This window comes from Mariniphaga sediminis (assembly GCF_003573545.1).
Taxonomy (GTDB): Bacteria; Bacteroidota; Bacteroidia; order Bacteroidales; family Prolixibacteraceae; genus Mariniphaga; species Mariniphaga sediminis.
In genome coordinates this window covers 23,667-40,585 of the sequence record NZ_QWET01000016.1, presented here as the reverse complement: position 1 = coordinate 40,585, position 16,919 = coordinate 23,667, and the positions used below count along the sequence as shown (strand labels likewise).

General features: G+C 44.9%; 14 protein-coding genes. 7 read left to right on the top strand and 7 right to left on the bottom strand.

From position 1 onward, the window contains the following. Positions 1-5: 5 nt before the first annotated feature. Positions 6-3,206: a UvrD-helicase domain-containing protein gene (locus D1164_RS17740; protein ID WP_206611058.1), complete on the bottom strand. Its 3,201-nt coding sequence runs from the start codon at positions 3,204-3,206 to the stop codon at positions 6-8. A 209-nt stretch (positions 3,207-3,415) separates the two neighbouring features. Next, positions 3,416-4,132: a protein-L-isoaspartate(D-aspartate) O-methyltransferase gene (locus D1164_RS17735; protein WP_241558298.1), complete on the bottom strand. Its 717-nt coding sequence runs from the start codon at positions 4,130-4,132 to the stop codon at positions 3,416-3,418. Positions 4,133-4,381: 249 nt separating this feature from the next. Here D1164_RS17735 and ligA point away from each other — a divergent pair, with 249 nt between their 5' ends. From ligA to dapA, 3 genes are read left to right on the top strand one after another with little or no spacing between them, the layout of a single operon-like run. Further along, entirely contained in the window at positions 4,382-6,391 is a 2,010-nt protein-coding gene (gene ligA / locus D1164_RS17730) for an NAD-dependent DNA ligase LigA (protein WP_119351240.1), read from the top strand. Positions 6,392-6,427: 36 nt separating this feature from the next. Continuing rightward, positions 6,428-6,958, top strand: coding sequence for a DUF6913 domain-containing protein (locus D1164_RS17725; RefSeq protein ID WP_119351239.1), 531 nt, complete (start codon positions 6,428-6,430; stop codon positions 6,956-6,958). Then, entirely contained in the window at positions 6,939-7,823 is an 885-nt protein-coding gene (dapA, locus tag D1164_RS17720) for a 4-hydroxy-tetrahydrodipicolinate synthase (RefSeq protein ID WP_206611057.1), read from the top strand. Before D1164_RS17725 ends, dapA begins: the two co-directional genes overlap by 20 nt. Positions 7,824-8,097: 274 nt before the next feature. On the opposite strand, the gene D1164_RS17715 is transcribed toward dapA, so the two are convergent. From D1164_RS17715 to rsmA, 5 genes are read right to left on the bottom strand one after another with little or no spacing between them, the layout of a single operon-like run. Then, positions 8,098-9,063, bottom strand: coding sequence for a succinylglutamate desuccinylase/aspartoacylase family protein (locus D1164_RS17715; protein ID WP_119351238.1), 966 nt, complete (start codon positions 9,061-9,063; stop codon positions 8,098-8,100). Positions 9,064-9,071: 8 nt separating this feature from the next. Continuing rightward, positions 9,072-9,944: a 30S ribosomal protein S6--L-glutamate ligase gene (rimK, locus tag D1164_RS17710; RefSeq protein WP_119351237.1), complete on the bottom strand. Its 873-nt coding sequence runs from the start codon at positions 9,942-9,944 to the stop codon at positions 9,072-9,074. Positions 9,945-9,956: 12 nt separating this feature from the next. Further along, positions 9,957-10,412 (bottom strand): ATP-dependent zinc protease family protein, encoded by a 456-nt coding sequence (locus D1164_RS17705; protein ID WP_119351236.1) that lies wholly within the window; start codon positions 10,410-10,412, stop codon positions 9,957-9,959. 14 nt (positions 10,413-10,426) lie between these two features. Continuing rightward, positions 10,427-11,785 (bottom strand): magnesium transporter, encoded by a 1,359-nt coding sequence (mgtE, locus tag D1164_RS17700; RefSeq protein WP_119351235.1) that lies wholly within the window; start codon positions 11,783-11,785, stop codon positions 10,427-10,429. Then, positions 11,775-12,554 (bottom strand): 16S rRNA (adenine(1518)-N(6)/adenine(1519)-N(6))-dimethyltransferase RsmA, encoded by a 780-nt coding sequence (gene rsmA / locus D1164_RS17695; RefSeq protein WP_119351234.1) that lies wholly within the window; start codon positions 12,552-12,554, stop codon positions 11,775-11,777. The genes mgtE and rsmA overlap by 11 nt, the downstream gene beginning before the upstream one ends. Before the next feature lie 186 nt (positions 12,555-12,740). Here rsmA and D1164_RS17690 point away from each other — a divergent pair, with 186 nt between their 5' ends. The 4 genes from D1164_RS17690 (at position 12,741) to D1164_RS17675 (ending at position 16,873) form a co-directional block, all read left to right on the top strand. After that, positions 12,741-13,760 carry a lysylphosphatidylglycerol synthase transmembrane domain-containing protein gene (locus D1164_RS17690; protein ID WP_172594514.1) on the top strand — a complete coding sequence of 340 codons (1,020 nt, stop codon included), beginning with the start codon at positions 12,741-12,743 and terminating at the stop codon, positions 13,758-13,760. 22 nt (positions 13,761-13,782) lie between these two features. Beyond that, on the top strand, positions 13,783-15,036 hold the full coding sequence (locus D1164_RS17685; RefSeq protein WP_119351232.1) for an ABC transporter permease: 1,254 nt from the start codon (positions 13,783-13,785) through the stop codon (positions 15,034-15,036). A 17-nt stretch (positions 15,037-15,053) separates the two neighbouring features. Further along, positions 15,054-15,671 (top strand): NUDIX hydrolase, encoded by a 618-nt coding sequence (locus D1164_RS17680; RefSeq protein WP_119351231.1) that lies wholly within the window; start codon positions 15,054-15,056, stop codon positions 15,669-15,671. Between the two features lie 95 nt (positions 15,672-15,766). Further along, positions 15,767-16,873, top strand: coding sequence for a DUF4831 family protein (locus tag D1164_RS17675; protein WP_119351230.1), 1,107 nt, complete (start codon positions 15,767-15,769; stop codon positions 16,871-16,873). The last annotated feature ends 46 nt before the right edge of the window (positions 16,874-16,919 follow it).

Below are 16,919 nucleotides of genomic sequence, written 5' to 3'. Positions count from 1 at the left end.
TTTTGTTAATCAAACAAACTTAGCTGATTATCCTTTTCCACAGGCTTTTTGTGCGGTTTATTTTTTATTTGCTGAATGAGTTCCTGCTGAATGGATTGTAAAAACGGGCTTTTGGGCAATTGAAATCTACGTCCGCGCAGGGTACGGCTTCTGGCACTGGTAAGGTAGAGTAACTTTTTGGCGCGGGTCATTCCCACATACAGTAGCCGCTTTTCTTCGTCCACATCCACTTCGGTTTTGTACAGGTTGTAAGGAAGCAGCCCTTTCTCACAGCCGGGGATAAAAACACATTCAAACTCCAGTCCTTTCGATGCGTGCAGCGTCATCAGTGAAACAGCCTCCATCCGGTGGTTGTGCATGTCGGCGCCGGCGCCCAAAGCAAGGAAGTCCAAAAAGGCGCGCAGGCTGTCCATTTCACCGGCTAAAATGCAAAAACGTTCCCATTCGGCTTCTTTAAATGTTTCCTTACTGAAAAACTGTTTTTTTACCCATTCAATAAAGAGAACAGGTTTTAGCTCCAACATTTTCTGTTGGGCCCACTCAAACTGAGAGTCAGTAACCGTTTGCTTTTTCAGGCTAAAAAGCGGAAGCGCCTGTTTATAAGATTTCATGGAAAAAGCTTCGAGCAGACCGGTAAAAGAACGGAATGGTTCTTCCCGGAAGAAGGGGATTGTACCCACTTCCTGGTAAGGAACATGGTGATCGCGCAGCGCTTTGGTAATGGCCTCAAACTGGTTGCGTGTACGGCATAAAATGGCCAAATCGGACAAGCTGCCGATGGTGTCGTTTTTGTCGCCCTTTGTAACCTCGCTGTCAATTGAAAAGAAACTCACTCCGCCAACCAGTTCCACCACCTGACGGGCTATAAATTCAGCTTCGGCAGCGCCGGTGGGTTGCTCCGAGATAGAAACCTGAACCCCTTCAGTGAGGCCTTCCAAAAAGCCGGAATCATGATTCAGTACATTGGCTGACGCCGAAAGTATGGTTTGTGAACAGCGATAAGAGCGGGTCAGCCGGAAAACACCGGCTCCGGGATAGTCTTCCGCAAAGCGCTGTATGTAAGTTGCATTGGCGCCACGAAACCCATAGACCGACTGGTTGGCATCGCCTACTACACACAAGTTGGAAGTTGCATACGGGGCCAGTTGGCGCAACAACTGGTATTGGGCATGGTTGGTGTCCTGGTATTCATCTACAAAAATATAGCTGAATCGCTGGTGGTATAAGGCTCTTGCGTCTTCATTCTCCGTGAAAAGTTGAAGGGGTTTGGCAATTAAATCATCTAAATCGAAGGCATCGAGTTTTTGCAGCTCTTCTTCATATTTTTCAAATGACGGGGTTTCGGGCTTCGTGCCGTTTTTTATCTCAGATATTTCGGAAGCAAGCTTTTTTGCCTCCCCGCTTTTTATATTGAAAAGCGATCGTATAATATCCGGTCTTAACGCTTCGTCAATCAGGATAAAATTTTCGCTTCGTTGAAATCTATGGTAAAATTCTTTTAGTACCGAAAGTCCAAAAGCATGGAATGTGGCTACTGTAATTTCATTCGCTTTTGTTTTGTTTTTAATCAGGGATTCCAGCCGTTCCCGGAGTTCATCTGCCGCCTTGTTTGTAAATGTAATAGCCAGAATCTCTTCAGGACGGGCCATGTGGTTGCCCACCAGCCAGGCAATTTTGCCGGTAAGGGTCTTGGTTTTTCCGGTACCCGGTCCGGCAATAATCAAGGAAGGCCCTTCCGTTTGTTCTACTGCTGCAAATTGTTCGGGGTTTAACCCGGCAAAAGTTTTTTCATCTGCATTTTTAACGGAATAGTTTTCGGATTTTTCTGCCACCAGATTTTCTATTTGTTCCTTTTGGAGCAGTAACTTCTGAATACCTTTCAAATCGAAATTAATCAACGCCCTTTTTTCGGGAGAGGCGGGTTTTTGTACCTGGAAAAGTGTCCCCGTTGCTTCAAAGTTTTTCGTTTCTCCCGGCCTGAAAACGCTTATAACCCCATATTCGCCGTCGTATCCTTCCTGAATGTAAATTTCGCGGTTGCGCATCCGTCGTATTGCTTCCGCCAGTGTTTTGGATGTTTTTGCTTCAATTTCTTCCTCAGGGATTTCCAGTAAAATGTCCAGTTCTTTGCCCAGTTTCCGGACTGTTTGAAAATAATCGGCTTCCACTTTTTTCGATTTTACTCCAACGCCGGCTATTTCAGCCAACATCTCTTTTAGCGGGATGATCGAGCGAAAAGGGAGTCTGTTGGGACGCTCCGAAATATCTTCGCGATCCGACAAGTGAATAACACGGTTCATCACCCCAACAGTAACCGGCCTTTTACAGGCCGGACAAAGGTAATTGTTACGCAACGTTTCGGCAGGGTCCCAGCAAACATTACATTTACGGTGGCCGTCGTAGTGGTATTTTCCTTCCTGCGGGAACATGTCGATGGTACCGAGGTATTTTTCCGGATCACCGTCGCGAAGCGCTTCGGTAATGGCATGGTAACTAAGATCGGTGCTGAAAATATTGGCATTTCTGCCCAGCCGTTCGGGTGAATGGGCATCGGAGTTGGAAACCAGGGTAACGCCATCGAGAAATGAGCAGAGCCAGTTCATAGGAGGGTCGGTTGAAAGGCCGGTTTCAATGGTATGAATGTGCGGCGAAAGGTCTGCAAAACATTCTTCCAGCGAATCGAACCCCGATTTGGAACCCAGCATAGAAAACCAGGGAGTCCAGATATGAGCCGGAATGAAGTAATTATTTTCGTTGCAATCCAGTACAATTTCGAGTAGATCGCGGGAGTCCAGCCCCAAAATAGGTCGCCCGTCAGAGGTGAGGTTTCCCCCCAGATTCACCAACCTCCGGTTAATTTTTTCCGCTTCTTCAAAATCGGAAACCATAACTACATTATGCACCTTTCGTACTTTGCCTCCCCGTTTGTAGATATTGCTGATTTCGGTGGTGAGCAAAAAACGTGTGTCATTTTCGGCAAACGGTGAATCGAGGCGGTACTCCTTTTTTAGTTTGAACAACCCGTTGCCGTCAGGGTCAGTTTTTTCTTTCAACTCCGCGAGCCAGCCCGGATGGGTAAAATCGCCTGTGCCCACTACCTTAATCCCTTTCATTCCGGCATAGTAGTCAAGGTGTTCCGGCGTAAGTGTTTTACTGGTGGCCCGTGAATAATGGGAATGGATATGTAAATCGGCTACAAACTTCATTTTCTATTTATGGTTGAGCCCCTGCCATTTTAGTGCAGCGGCTTTCGTTGCTATAAATTTTTATTCCAGATTTGAGTATGGAAAATATTAGATATGTTGTCAGCTCTCTCCGCGTTAATCAAATCTTTATGTCTCTTTTGAGTTCCATTCAGGTTCTGTTTTTCTTCCGGAAAAGATAAAGGATTTTGGGGTAGCCCACCAGTAAAATGTCAATATTTTTTCCCGGAAGTATCAATCATGGGAACAAAACGTACAGGTAAAACACGTTCTTCCCTGATTTTTCCTTTTCTTTTTTTCAGGAGGACCAAATGCTGAACCGGGCTACTTCCCACCGGGATGATCATTCGTCCGCCTTCTGCCAGTTGTTCCTGAAGTGGTTCCGGAATTTTAGTGGGGGCGCAGGTCACAATAATGGCATCGAAAGGGGCATGTTCAGGCCACCCCTGAAATCCGTCGCCCACTTTGCACCAAATATTTTTGTATCCGAGTTCGGAGAATAATTTACGGGCCTTGTTTCCCAGGTTTTCAAAAATTTCAATGGTGTAAACCGAATCGCTCAACTCAGCCAGAATAGCTGCCTGGTAGCCTGAGCCTGTACCAATTTCAAGCACTTTATCGGTTTTTCCCAGATTCAGTGCATCGGTCATAAATGCCACAATGTAGGGTTGTGAAATGGTTTGCTCTTCCTCAATAGGCAGGGGCGAATCATTGTAAGCATAAGGAATGTATTCCGGCAGGACAAATTTATGGCGCTCCACGTTGCGAAAGGCTTCCAGTAGTTTTTTATCGGCAATTCCACGGGCTTCTATCTGTGTTTTTACCATCCGGTTTCGCAGCATAAAAAAAGGATCGCTGTTTTGCCCGCATGAAAACAACGGGAGGAGGAATAAAAAAAGGTAACCGGGGGAAAAAATTCGTTGCTTCATTATACTCAACTTTTTCTTTGGAGAGTTATACGTACAGAACCAGCTTGTGTTTCTCCGTTAAATGATGCCTGGCAATAAGATCATCTGCATCATCTTTCATTTTTCGCTGTTTGCGTTGAATCTGTTTGTGTCTTCATTACTATAAAAGAAAATCACCTCCCATTGTTTAATGTGAATGAAAAATCTTACGTATTTTAGCCGTGTGTCATTCATTTTTATCACACCTGAAATACGATTAATTGCTGACGAATGGAACGTGAAGAAGCTTATAGAAAAATAGCCGGGTTGCGTAAAGAACTGGAAGATCATAATTACAAGTATTATGTTCTGGCTCAACCTGAGATAAGTGATTATGATTTTGATATGAAACTTCGTGAACTGGAGAGGCTGGAAGCGGAGTTTCCGGAATTTGCCGACCCGTATTCACCCACACAGCGCGTGGGAAGCGACATCAGCAAGGCATTCGATCAGGTGGAACATCGCTATCCGATGCTGTCGCTTAGCAATGCATATTCTGAAGGAGAGCTCAGGGATTTCGACAACCGGATAAAAAAACTTATTGGCGAAGATTTTGAATATGTTTGCGAGCTAAAATTTGATGGCTCTTCTATCAGTTTGCTTTACGAAAAAGGAAAACTGGTTCGGGCTGTTACCCGTGGCGATGGGGTTAAAGGCGACGATGTTACTGTAAATGTACGTACCATCCGCTCCATTCCGCTTACGCTGAGGGGAGAGGGATATCCCGAAATATTCGAAATAAGGGGAGAGATTGTAATGCCTTTTCATGTTTTTGATGAACTGAATAAAGAACGGGAAGAGGCAGGAGAGCCACTTCTTGCCAATCCCCGGAATACGGCTGCCGGCACTTTAAAAATGCTGAATCCTTCTGTGGTAGCATCCAGAAAGTTGGACGCTTATTTCTATTCGTTGATGGGCGATACCCTTCCGGCCGAAGGACACTTCGAAAACCTGCAGCAAGCCGGTGAATGGGGTTTTAAAATTTCAGAAGCCACTCAACTGTGTCGAAGCCTGGATGAGGTTTTCGCTTATATTTCCAAGTGGGATGTGGAGCGCCACAAGGTACCGGTTGCTACCGATGGCGTGGTTATAAAAGTAAACTCGCGGAATTTGCAGGAAGAACTGGGCTTTACGGCCAAATCGCCACGATGGGCCATTGCCTATAAGTTTAAGGCGGAAAACGTTGCAACGGTATTGCGGTCTGTTTCTTATCAGGTTGGACGAACGGGTGCAGTAACGCCGGTGGCCAACCTCGACCCGGTACAGATTGCTGGAACCGTGGTGAAAAGGGCTTCGTTACACAATGCCGATATAATAAAAAACCTGGATTTGCATTTGGACGACACGGTGTTTGTGGAAAAGGGAGGTGAAATTATTCCCAAAATAACGGGAGTTGACGCAGAGAAAAGACATCCGATGGCACAGCCGGTTATTTTTATTGAGAAATGCCCGGAGTGTGAAACAACTTTGGTACGTAGCGAGGGGGAGGCAGCACATTATTGTCCCAATGAAACAGGTTGTCCGCCGCAAATAAAAGGCAAAATGGAACATTTTGTGAGCCGCAAGGCCATGGACATTGACGGGCTGGGGCAGGAAACCATCGAGTTGCTTTACAATACAGGGCTGGCCAAAAGTATTGCTGACCTTTACCTGTTAAAAAAAGAGCAGCTGTCAGTACTTGAACGGCTGGGCGAAAAGTCAGCACAGCGTATTCTTGATGGGCTGACGGCATCGAAAGAGGCGCCGTTTGAACGTGTCCTTTTTGCTTTGGGAATCCGCTACGTAGGCGAAACAGTGGCAAAGAAACTGACGAATGAGGTACATACCATAGATAACCTGATTCAAAAAACAAAAGAGGAGCTCGTGGAGATTGATGAGATCGGCGATCGAATTGCTGAGAGCATTATCGAATTCTTCTCGAAACCGGAACATCTGGGAATGGTTGACTTTCTGAAAAAGCAAGGTCTTCAGTTCCAGGTGAGTGAAGATAAACTGAGCAACCGGACCGATAAGCTGAAAGGACTGAGCATTGTTATTTCCGGTACATTTGAAAAACATTCCCGGGACGAGCTGAAACAACTGATTGAACAAAACGGGGGGAAAAATGTAGGGTCTATTTCAAAAAAAACAAATTATTTGCTTGCCGGGGATAATATGGGGCCAAGCAAGCTGGAGAAGGCTAACAAGCTTGGAATCTCCATCATTTCCGAAGATGAATTTTTGAAGATGCTTGACGGATAATATTTCTTCTTTGCAATTCATTAACTTTGCGCCACCATGAAACTGATTGAAAAATATGCCTGCCGGAAACTCCGGAAAAAAGCCGCGGCGGTTAACCGCCGGGTGGAGTTGCCAAATCCTGATTCGGTCAGGAAGGTTTGTGTTTTGTGGCAACCATCACAAAAAGAGGCATTTCAATACCTTCATGATCATTTTTTGCGTGAGCAGGTTATTTTTAGAAATCTTTGTGTTTACCCGTCGAATGCCGTTGCAGATGCCGGAACCAATATTATTACGCAAAAGGACCTTAACTGGATGGGCCTGCCAAAAAACGGGCCTGCCGACGATTTTATAAAAATAGAATACGATTTGTTATTGAACATTGCTTTGGAGCAAACCCTTGTACTTAACTATCTTACGGCTCTCAGCAGAGCCCGGTTTAAAGTAGGATGGTCGCCGGATGATGCTAACTTTTTCGATCTGAATATTAATATTGGCATGAAACAGGATGCATTGTATCTTGCCAAGCAGCAAATTTTTTATCTTGGGCAACTTAATAAAAAGCTTTATGATGAATCATCAATTTAGGGGCGCGGGTGTGGCGCTCATTACGCCGTTCACTGAAAACGATACGGTTGATTTTGACGCGTTGGGGAAAATTCTCGATGAGCAGGCCAGGGAAGGATCTGATTATCTCGTGGCATTGGGAACTACCGCAGAAACCCCTACACTAACTTCGCATGAAAAAACGGAGGTGGTAAAATATATAAAGGACCATTCCTCGGGTTTACCGGTTGTGGTTGGTATGGGCGGCAATGATACCCGGAAAATTATTAAGCAAATCGACGAATTTGATTTTAGCGGAGTGAGCGGATTGCTGATAGTGACTCCTTATTACAATAAACCCTCGCAGGAAGGGATGTTTCGGCATTATCTGACCATAGCCAAAGCCAGTCCGGTGCCCATTATTTTGTACAATGTACCTACCCGCACCGGTGTAAATCTGGAAGCAGAAACCGTTGTGCGCCTGGCAGAAGCTTCGGAAAATATTGTTGCCGTGAAAGAGGCTTCCGGTATCCTTTCGCAAATTACCCGGATTAATAAATACACACCTGAACATTTTGCGGTTATTTCAGGAGATGATGTGCTTGCGTTGCCTATTTTTTCCATTGGCGGGGCCGGGGTAATTTCTGTTATTGGCAATGCCCTTCCCGGGAAACTGAGCAAACTGACTCATAGTGCACTGGATGGAAAGTATGATGAGGCTCTTGCCCTGCATTTTGATATGATTGATCTTTTTAAGCTGTTATTTAAGGAAGGAAATCCCGGTGGGATAAAAGCCCTGCTCAATATCCGGGGATTGATAAAAAATGAACTGCGTTCACCCTTGTTCCGCATTAGCGATGAAACGTACAATGAGATTAAAGAAGCTTATTTGAAGCTAGAGAAATAGCCCATTTTATTTGGGTCTTACTTATCGGTTCAAGTTACTGCGAAACGATAAAAAAAGAGTATCCTCCCAAAGAGATTTTTTTGGGAGGATACTCTTTTTTGTTCCGGAATATAGAGGCAGGAATCGTACTGAGTGAGGGGCTTTTCATCTCTTTTTTTATGCCCAAATTGTATTGTACAGCATATTGTAGAACCCGAATGAATTTTCTATTTTCAGCTAAAGATTTATTGTATTCCGGGCTAAATCTACGAGTTAGCTATCACCGGGAATTTTGTCAAATCACCCCTAAATGCAACAATGCATCGCCTTTGTAAACTACCGGTGCATGGTTTAGTCCAATAATATAACCGCATTGCGGCATTTTTACTTTAAACTCGTATTTCCCGTAAGGATCGGAAACAGTGCCTACTACCTGGCCTTTTTCCACTTTGGAACCGTCTTTTACAAAAAAGCGGAAGAGCCCTCCCTGGCGTGCCCTGATCCATGTTGAATTTTTAACCATTACCGGCGGCGGAAAGATGTTTTTGTCCAATTCTTCCGGGAAACCGCGCACGCCTAAATGTTGCATTAACCGGAGTGTACCGGTTACGCCGCGCATGGTAATCCGTTGGTTAAAATCGTGTGATTTACCCCCCTCGAAAAGCAACACTTTTTTACCGGTTTTTGTGGCAGCCTCCCGAAACGACTTTTCGCGCTGGGCGGCATACACGATAAACCGCGGATTAAAAATTTTGGCCAGTCCAAGGAGTTCTTCGTTATCCCGCGAGATGCGGATCTGAGACGAGTTGAACCGGCGGGCGCCGCCCGTGTGAAAGTCGATGCAGTAATCCACATGGGGCAAAATTTCATTCATCAGATGATGGGCAAAAATACTTGCCAGCGACCCCTTTCTGGAGCCGGGGAAGGCCCGGTTCAAATCTTTCCCGTCAGGGAACTCGCGGGTTTGGTTAATAAATCCGAATATATTGACCGTAGGAATCGAGATAACCATTCCGGCATCGGGTTTGGTGTATTTTTTTGCGAGTAATTCCCTTACAATTTCCACTCCGTTCAGTTCATTCCCATGAATGCCGGCAAGCAGCAGCAGTCCGGGGCCATCAGCTTTGGCGCGTTCCACCACCACCGGAACTTCCAGTTTGGTGTAGGTATGCAGGCGCGCGGTGTCGAGGTTCAGAATTTTTTTGCGCCCGGGAAGTATTTCTTCTCCCAAAATGGTAATGGATTTTCTGATTTGTTTCATACCTTCAGCTAAACATGGCGTTCTACATAGCGGATAATACTTTTGGCAATATTTTTACCTGTGGCTTTTTCTATGCCTTCAAGGCCCGGTGAGGAATTGACTTCAAGAATGAGTGGTCCGTGGCTGGATTGCAGCATGTCCACCCCGCAAATGCCGAGGCCCATGACCCTTGCCGCTTTAAGCGCAGCGTTTTCTTCTTCTTCCGTAAGATCAATTACCTGGGCGGTGCCACCGCGGTGGAGGTTCGAGCGGAATTCACCCTTTCGGGCCTGTCGTTTCATGGCGCCCACAACCACGCCATCCACTACAAACGCACGGATGTCGGCGCCCTGGGCTTCCTTAATGAATTCCTGCACAATCACTCTGACCTTTAGTCCGTTAAATGCGTCAATAACTGATTCGGCAGCATTGTCTGTTTCTGCCAGTACCACCCCCAGCCCCTGGGTTCCTTCCAGTAGTTTTACCACCACAGGGGCGCCTCCCGCTCCTTTTACAATGTCTTTTACATTACGCGAATAGTTGGTGAAAACTGTTTTCGGGAGGCCCAGTCCGGCCCTTGATAATATCTGCAGACTGCGCAGTTTATCGCGTGAACGCAGCAGTGCCTGCGATTCGATGGCGGTAAATACTTTCATCATTTCAAACTGGCGTACCACTGCCGTACCGTAAAAAGTTACCGACGCGCCAATACGTGGGATTACCGCATCTATGTGCTCCAGCTTTTTTCCTCTATAGATAATTACCGGGTTTCGTTTTTCAATAATGAGGTCGCATTTGGTGTGATCCACTACAAGTATTTCGTGTTTTCGTTGGATTCCGGCCTCGTACAACCTTCTTGTAGAGTATAAGTTCGGGTTGCGTGACAATATGGCAATCTTCATTTTTCTTTTAGATTATGAAACTTCTTTTACCTTCACGGTTTGGCCTTTAAAAGAAAGGTTTTTTCGGGAGGTATCGATTAAAAATTTTTTTGAAATAAATTTTCGTCCCAATAATACCGGGTATTTCATTTCTGCCCGCTCAGTAAGCGTCAGTTCAATAGGATAGTGTTTGCCAAACAGAAAAATTTCAGTCTGAATAGATATCCGTTCTTCTACTGCGCCGTTGGAGCTTTTTACCCTGCGTATTTTAAATGCCTTAAAAATAAACTCTTTTTCGTGATAGAGAGGGTGTTCCGGATCGAGGAAGTGACATTTTACCCATGCTGTTCCACTTTTCTCAAACCGTTCGATATGGTGGCAATGGAAACTGGAAGTATAGGCTCCGGAGTCAATTTTTACATCGATTCCTTCCAGTTCGAGCTGTTTAAAATCAGCTTTATCCTTTCTGCCAATAATAATTTTCTCCATTGTAAAAGATGGTTTTACAGAAAATCAAAAAACATTTTTCCCACTCCAAAATAAATAAACAAACCCAGGATGTCGTTCATTGTAGTAATAAACGGGCCGGTTGCAAGAGCCGGGTCTATTTTGAGGCGGTTTAGCAGCAGGGGAATCAGGGTTCCGAAAAAGGAAGCATACAACATGACGATAAACAGGGAAATGGAAACCGAAAGGGTGAGGTTGATGTTCCCCTGCACAAAATAGTTGTAAATAAAAATCAGGATGGCAAATATTGCGGCTGTGGCAAACGAAACCATTAACTCTTTTAGCAGGCGTTTCCCGGTGGTTTCCACATCTTTTACCCCGCTGGCAATACTTTGTACCACAATAGAGGATGATTGTACGCCCACATTTCCAGCCATAGCCGCAATGAGTGGAATAAAAAATGCCAGTTCGGTTACATGACTTATTTCCGATTCGTAACTGCCCAATACCAGGGCTCCCATTATTCCGCCCAGCAAGCCCACAAGCAGCCAGGGAAATCGTGCACGGATAAGTTCCCAGGGTTTGTCATCCGGTTCCACATCGCCGGTAATACCCGAGATCATCTGGTAATCCCGTTCCGCTTCTTCACGAACAAAATCAATCACATCATCGAATGTGATTCGTCCTTTCAGCCGTCCAATATCATCTATTACCGGGATCGCCACCAGGTCGTATTTGTCCATTATTTCAGCCACTTCTTCCTGGCGGGTATTGGTGCGTACCATTTTTACATCAGGCTCATACAGATTGGATATTTTTGTGTTGGTAGAGTTCAAAATCAGTTTTTTCAAGGAAAGGACTCCTTTCAAACGTTGCTGGTCATCCGTCACATAAATGTAGTAGATTTCATCCACTTCTTCGGCCTGTTTGCTTATCTCTTTCAGGCAGGTAGCCACTGTCCAGTTTTCATTGACTGACACCAGCTCTTTAGCCATAATCCCCCCCGCTGTATCTTCTTCGTATTCCAGCAAATCTACAATGTCACCAGCCTGTTCGGTATCCTCAATTTCCCTCAGTACTTCCTGTTTAAGGTCTTCGTCGAGGTCGGCCACAATGTCTGCGGCATCGTCGGAGTCCATGTACTCGATAAATTTACTGGCAATGAGCTCCGGAGGCAATACATTCAGAAAACGTCTGCGGTCGTTTTCGGGAATTTCAATCAATACATCAGAGGCCTTCTCCCCATCCAGTAAAAGGTAAACAGATTTGGCTTCGTCTATGGTCAGGTCGTCCATCACTTCCGCAATGTCGGCCGGGTGAAGCGGTTCCATGGTCGCTTTCAGCTCTTGAGTATTGTTTTCTTCAATAAGCTCTTTGAGCCTCTCAATATATTCCCTGGTAATTTCAAATTCCATTTTCTGTTTTTTTCAGGTTTTGAATCAATTTTGTCAACTCGATAAAATCGGCAACAGAAAGTTGCTCGGGCCGTTTTTCGGCGAATGGCTCCGGTAATTCCAACCCTTTTTCTCCCAGGGAATTCCGGAGCATCTTTCGTCGTTTGTTAAAGGCTGCCTTCACTGTTTGAAAGAACAAGGCCTCGTTACAGGAGAGTTCTTCAACAGGATTGCGAGTGAGCCTGATAACCGCCGATTTTACTTTCGGGGGAGGGACAAAAACCTGCTCAGAAACGGCAAATAAATATTCAATATTATAAAATGCGCCAAGTAAGACGCTTAAAATTCCATACGTTTTACTGCCGGGGGGAGCGCTGATACGCTCGGCCACCTCCTTTTGCACCATGCAAACCACTTCAGGAACGCGATGACGCCAGGCCAGTATCCGGAAAAAAATTTGCGAAGAGATATTGTAAGGGAAATTTCCGATGATGCTGAATAACTCGGGTAGCTGCCGGGCTTCCCATTTCAGAAAATCATGGGAATAGATTTTATTATGAAGTTCGGGGAAATGAGTTTTGAGGTATTCCACTGATTCCGTGTCAATCTCAACTACATGCACATTCAGTTCGGGGCGTTGCAGCAGAAAACGGGTCAATACACCCATACCGGGTCCCACTTCCAACACATCGGGAATGGGGCCCCGCAGGTTGTCAACAATTTTTCGGGCAATATTTTGATCCCTTAGAAAATGCTGACCTAACTTTTTTTTGGGCCTGACAATATTCATTACTCTCCGTCTCGCTCATTTTCGGTTCCTACTTAAATTTTCTTTTCGCCGGGAAAAATAAAACAAATTTATATTTTTGTCTGCTACTGAACAGCCGAAACAATTTTTTTATTTTTTTGCCTCCCGAAATTAATAAAATTAAGGGAATTAAAAACCGGGAAATTGTTTCACCTTAAATTTTTTATTTTGAAGAATATAGCCTTAAAAATCATAAAGTTTTTGATTTTTTTTGCCATTGGGGCATTCATTTTTTGGCTTATTTATAAAGATCAGGACATTGATCGTATTAAAACGGTATTAAAAAACGATGTCAAATATTTTTGGATTGTTGTTTCTTTGTTTATTGGCCTGCTTAGTCACATTAGCCGTACCATGCGGTGGGGGCTGATGATAGAACCCATAAGTCACAAGCCGCGTTTTATCAATACTTTTTTGGGTGTAATGGTCGGTTACCTTATGAATATGGCTTTCCCTCGGATGGGTGAAATATCGCGTTGTGGCGTGCTGGCCCGGTACGAAAAAATATCGTTTACCAAGCTCCTTGGCACGGTGGTGGCCGAACGGGCAGTAGATATGGTGTCGTTGCTGCTGTTGCTGGTTATTGTAATTTTTTCGCAATTTGGGCACATGTTACAGTTTTTAGGCGACAACCCTGAAATTGAAGCAAAACTTTTGGCTGTTGTGACATCTCCAATCCTAATAATTGCCCTGGTGGGAATGTTAGTTCTGGCCATTGTTTTTTGGAAAACCCTGAAACATACCTTGTTCTACAAGAAGGTTTATGCTATCCTGATGAACCTGAAAGAGGGATTTATTTCCATTCGGTCTATTGACAAAAAGGGATGGTTCTTTTTTCATTCAGTAGCTATTTGGGCCCTTTACTACCTGATGCTTTACGTGGTGTTTTTTGCTTTCGACTTTACGAGCAACCTGGGGCCACTGGCCGGGTTAACTACTTTTGTACTGGCCAGTTTTGGAATGGTTGCACCGGTGCAGGGTGGAATCGGGGCATGGCATTTTATGGCCAAAGAAGCACTCTCCCTTTATGGAATTGCCAATGAAAACGGAATTATTTTTGCTTTTGTGGCGCACACTTCCATGACGGGTATGATTATCCTTATCGGAATAATATCACTGCTTGTATTACCGTTTATCAACGGAAGGAAAACTACCTCCGAAGCGATGGTAGCAAAAGAAATTGAATAAATCTGTTATATCTTTCCGGGACATGAACACGGAACTTTTCATTTCACGTAGGTTATTTTTTGAAAAAGGCGACAAGAAATTTTTGTCGCAGAAAATAATCCGTATTGCACTGGTCGGCATTGCTCTCGGGCTTGCTGTGATGATTGTTTCGGTGGCTGTGGTAACCGGATTTAAGAGGGAAATCCGTAACAAGGTAATCGGATTCGGCTCTCATATCCAGGTGGTAAATTTCGATTCGAATAATTCGTATGAAACATTGCCGGTATCGAAAAAACAATCATTTCTCGAAGAACTGAAAACCATATACGGTGTAAAAAACGTACAGACCTTTGCTACCAAACCGGGTATGATAAAAACCGATGAATACATTCAGGGGATTGTGTTTAAGGGAGCAGATGCCGGTTACGACTGGACGTTTTTCAGGAATAACCTGGTGGAAGGGGAACTTCCGGCTATAAACGATTCTGTGCGGTCGGACGAAATTCTGCTTTCCGGTCAGGTGGCAAAACTACTGGATGTTTCGGTCGGCGATAGAGTAGTGCTCTATTTTATCAATGAAGATGAAAACAATCCGCGCATGCTGCAACTCTCTGTTTGCGGCCTTTACAACACAAGCCTTGAGGAGTTTGACAACCTGTTTGTTCTGGGTGATTTACAGCAGGTGCAGCGCCTTAACAATTGGCGAAGCGACCAGATTAGCGGATTTGAAGTAACCATTGCCGATTTTAACCGCATCGATGCCATTGAACAGGAGGTACGCAACGCTGTGCTTGATTACAGTATTGAGAATGACGCCATCCTGCGGACCACCAACATTACCCGGGAGTACCCTCAGATTTTCGACTGGCTTTCCATTCTTGATATGAATGTTTGGGTTATTCTCTTCCTGATGGCTTTGGTGGCCGGGTTTAATATGATTTCGGGTCTACTGGTACTTATCCTCGAGCGCAGTAAAATGATTGGTGTGCTAAAGGCCCTTGGAAGTCCCAACTGGAGTATCCGGAAAGTATTTCTTTATCTTTCTGCCTTCCTCACTTCGCGCGGCATGTTGTGGGGAAATGCTGTGGGGATTGCTTTTATCGTTATTCAGCACTTCGGGAGAGTACTCAAACTTAACCCTGCCACCTATTATGTAGATGTGGTTCCGGTGAACTTTTCGCTTTTTCACTTGCTGTTACTTAATATCGGGACGATAGTTGTCACTGTATTGATGCTGGTCATTCCCAGTTATTTTGTAAGTAAAATTTCGCCGGAGAGAACTATCCGGTTTGATTGATTTTTTGGAGCTGATACATGCAATACACTTCTGAAGGAATAAAACGTGCGCTGGCCGGAAACCTGAGAGGATTAGCATCGCATCAAAGAATGATGCCTCCCAACCGGAAACTGCGGGCTGCCCGCGACGATGAAAAACGTTTGAAACCCAGTAGTGTCCTTCTTTTACTATTTTCAGAAAATGAAGAATTAATAATTTGCCTTATAAAAAGGCCTGTCACCATGAAATATCATGCCGGGCAGGTGGCTTTCCCCGGCGGACGAATTGAGCCGGGAGAAACGGCAATGGAAACGGCCCTGCGGGAAACCCATGAAGAGATCGGGATAAAGCCTGAAAGAATTGAGATATTGGGAGCATTGTCTGAATTGTTTGTGGATGTAAGCGGTTTTCTTATTCGGCCTTTTGTAGGCTGGTTAAAAGAAAAACCCCGGTTCAGTATTAACGAGGCCGAAGTGGAAAAGATAATCCTTTTTCCCCTGTTAAAATACAGAGATGCATTGGAAGAAACGGAACTGGAAACCGTTTCCGGTGTATTAAGGGTACCATGTTTCCGTTTTGAAGGTGAAATAATTTGGGGGGCCACAGCCATGATTTTGTCGGAGTTTTTCGATGCAATGGAGGATCATCTCGATTAATTCCGGTAAGATTAGTTGCAAGGGGCCTTCAAACTTTTCCCTTGTATTGAGCAATAAAAGTTCTATTTTTAGGTCTTTAAAATAAAGTTTGAAAGATGCGGATATTCATTTTTGTTTTGGCTGTGATGCTGGCATTGCCGGCACTCGGACAGCGCAGTAAAAAATCGGGTGATGATGTGGCTCCCGTTTTTGTGGAAGGAATAGCTTATGCCCTTCCGCGCACGGGACTGCGACTAAAAGTTAAAGCCATAAAAGAAACGTTTGAACCCGGTCCTTATGCCCCTTATGCGGAGCAGTTGCTGGGGGTTTCTGATGCACGTAACCGGTCTTCAGTGAGATGGATGATAGATGAGGTGAAGCTTGAAACTTTTTCTGAACCGGATCCCGAACAGGTACATAAAGCCCTGGGGGATGCTGCTTTTCTGGTGAGCCTGACTCCCGACGGATGCCTGGCAGGAATTAATGCGGGCAATCTTCAGGTGACAGGTATGCCGGTACAAGCCAATTCCTTTGTTGAGTCCAATCAGAAAGAGGACGGCTTTTCGTTTTCCAACTTTAACGATACACCCATTTATACTCCGGGTGATTCAACCAATAACTTTCGTCCGGTGCGGGTAAGTACTGATGTGAAAGCGGCTGAAGCGGCAAAACGTATCCTGGAATGCCGGCTTGCGCGGTTTCATATGGCAGCCGGACTGATGGACGAATTTCACCCTGACGGTGTAGCATACCAGGTGAGTTTGAAAGAGTTGGAACAGATTGAAAAAGACTACCTGAGTTTATTCGTGGGACGCACGACATATGAGGAAGAAAAGTTTAGTTTCGATTTTGTGCCAGCCTCTTCTTCTGCCAAAGGCGATGTGGTTTTCCGCTTTTCGGAAGACAAAGGGGTGTTGCCGGCTTCTGATCTTTCAGGGAAACCTGTAATGGTGCGAACTGAACCAGAGAAAGATCTTATATCCGGGTATTCAGGGTTGGCAGCTTCTGAGAATCCAAATGCCGGGGAAAGCGGCATTTATTACCGGATGCCGGCTGTTGCAGATGTGAGCGTGATTTTTGAATTGAAAACGATCGTTACGGCACGTACTGTACTTCCGCAGTTCGGACAGGTTGCCCCCATTCCGGAGGAGCTTCTCTTTGGCGGCTATTCTATAACGATACATCCGGAAACAGGAGCCGTAAAATCGGTTACCAAAAAATAATACCTTAAAAGGGTGGTTGATTTTCAAGCCACCCTTTTTTGATCCT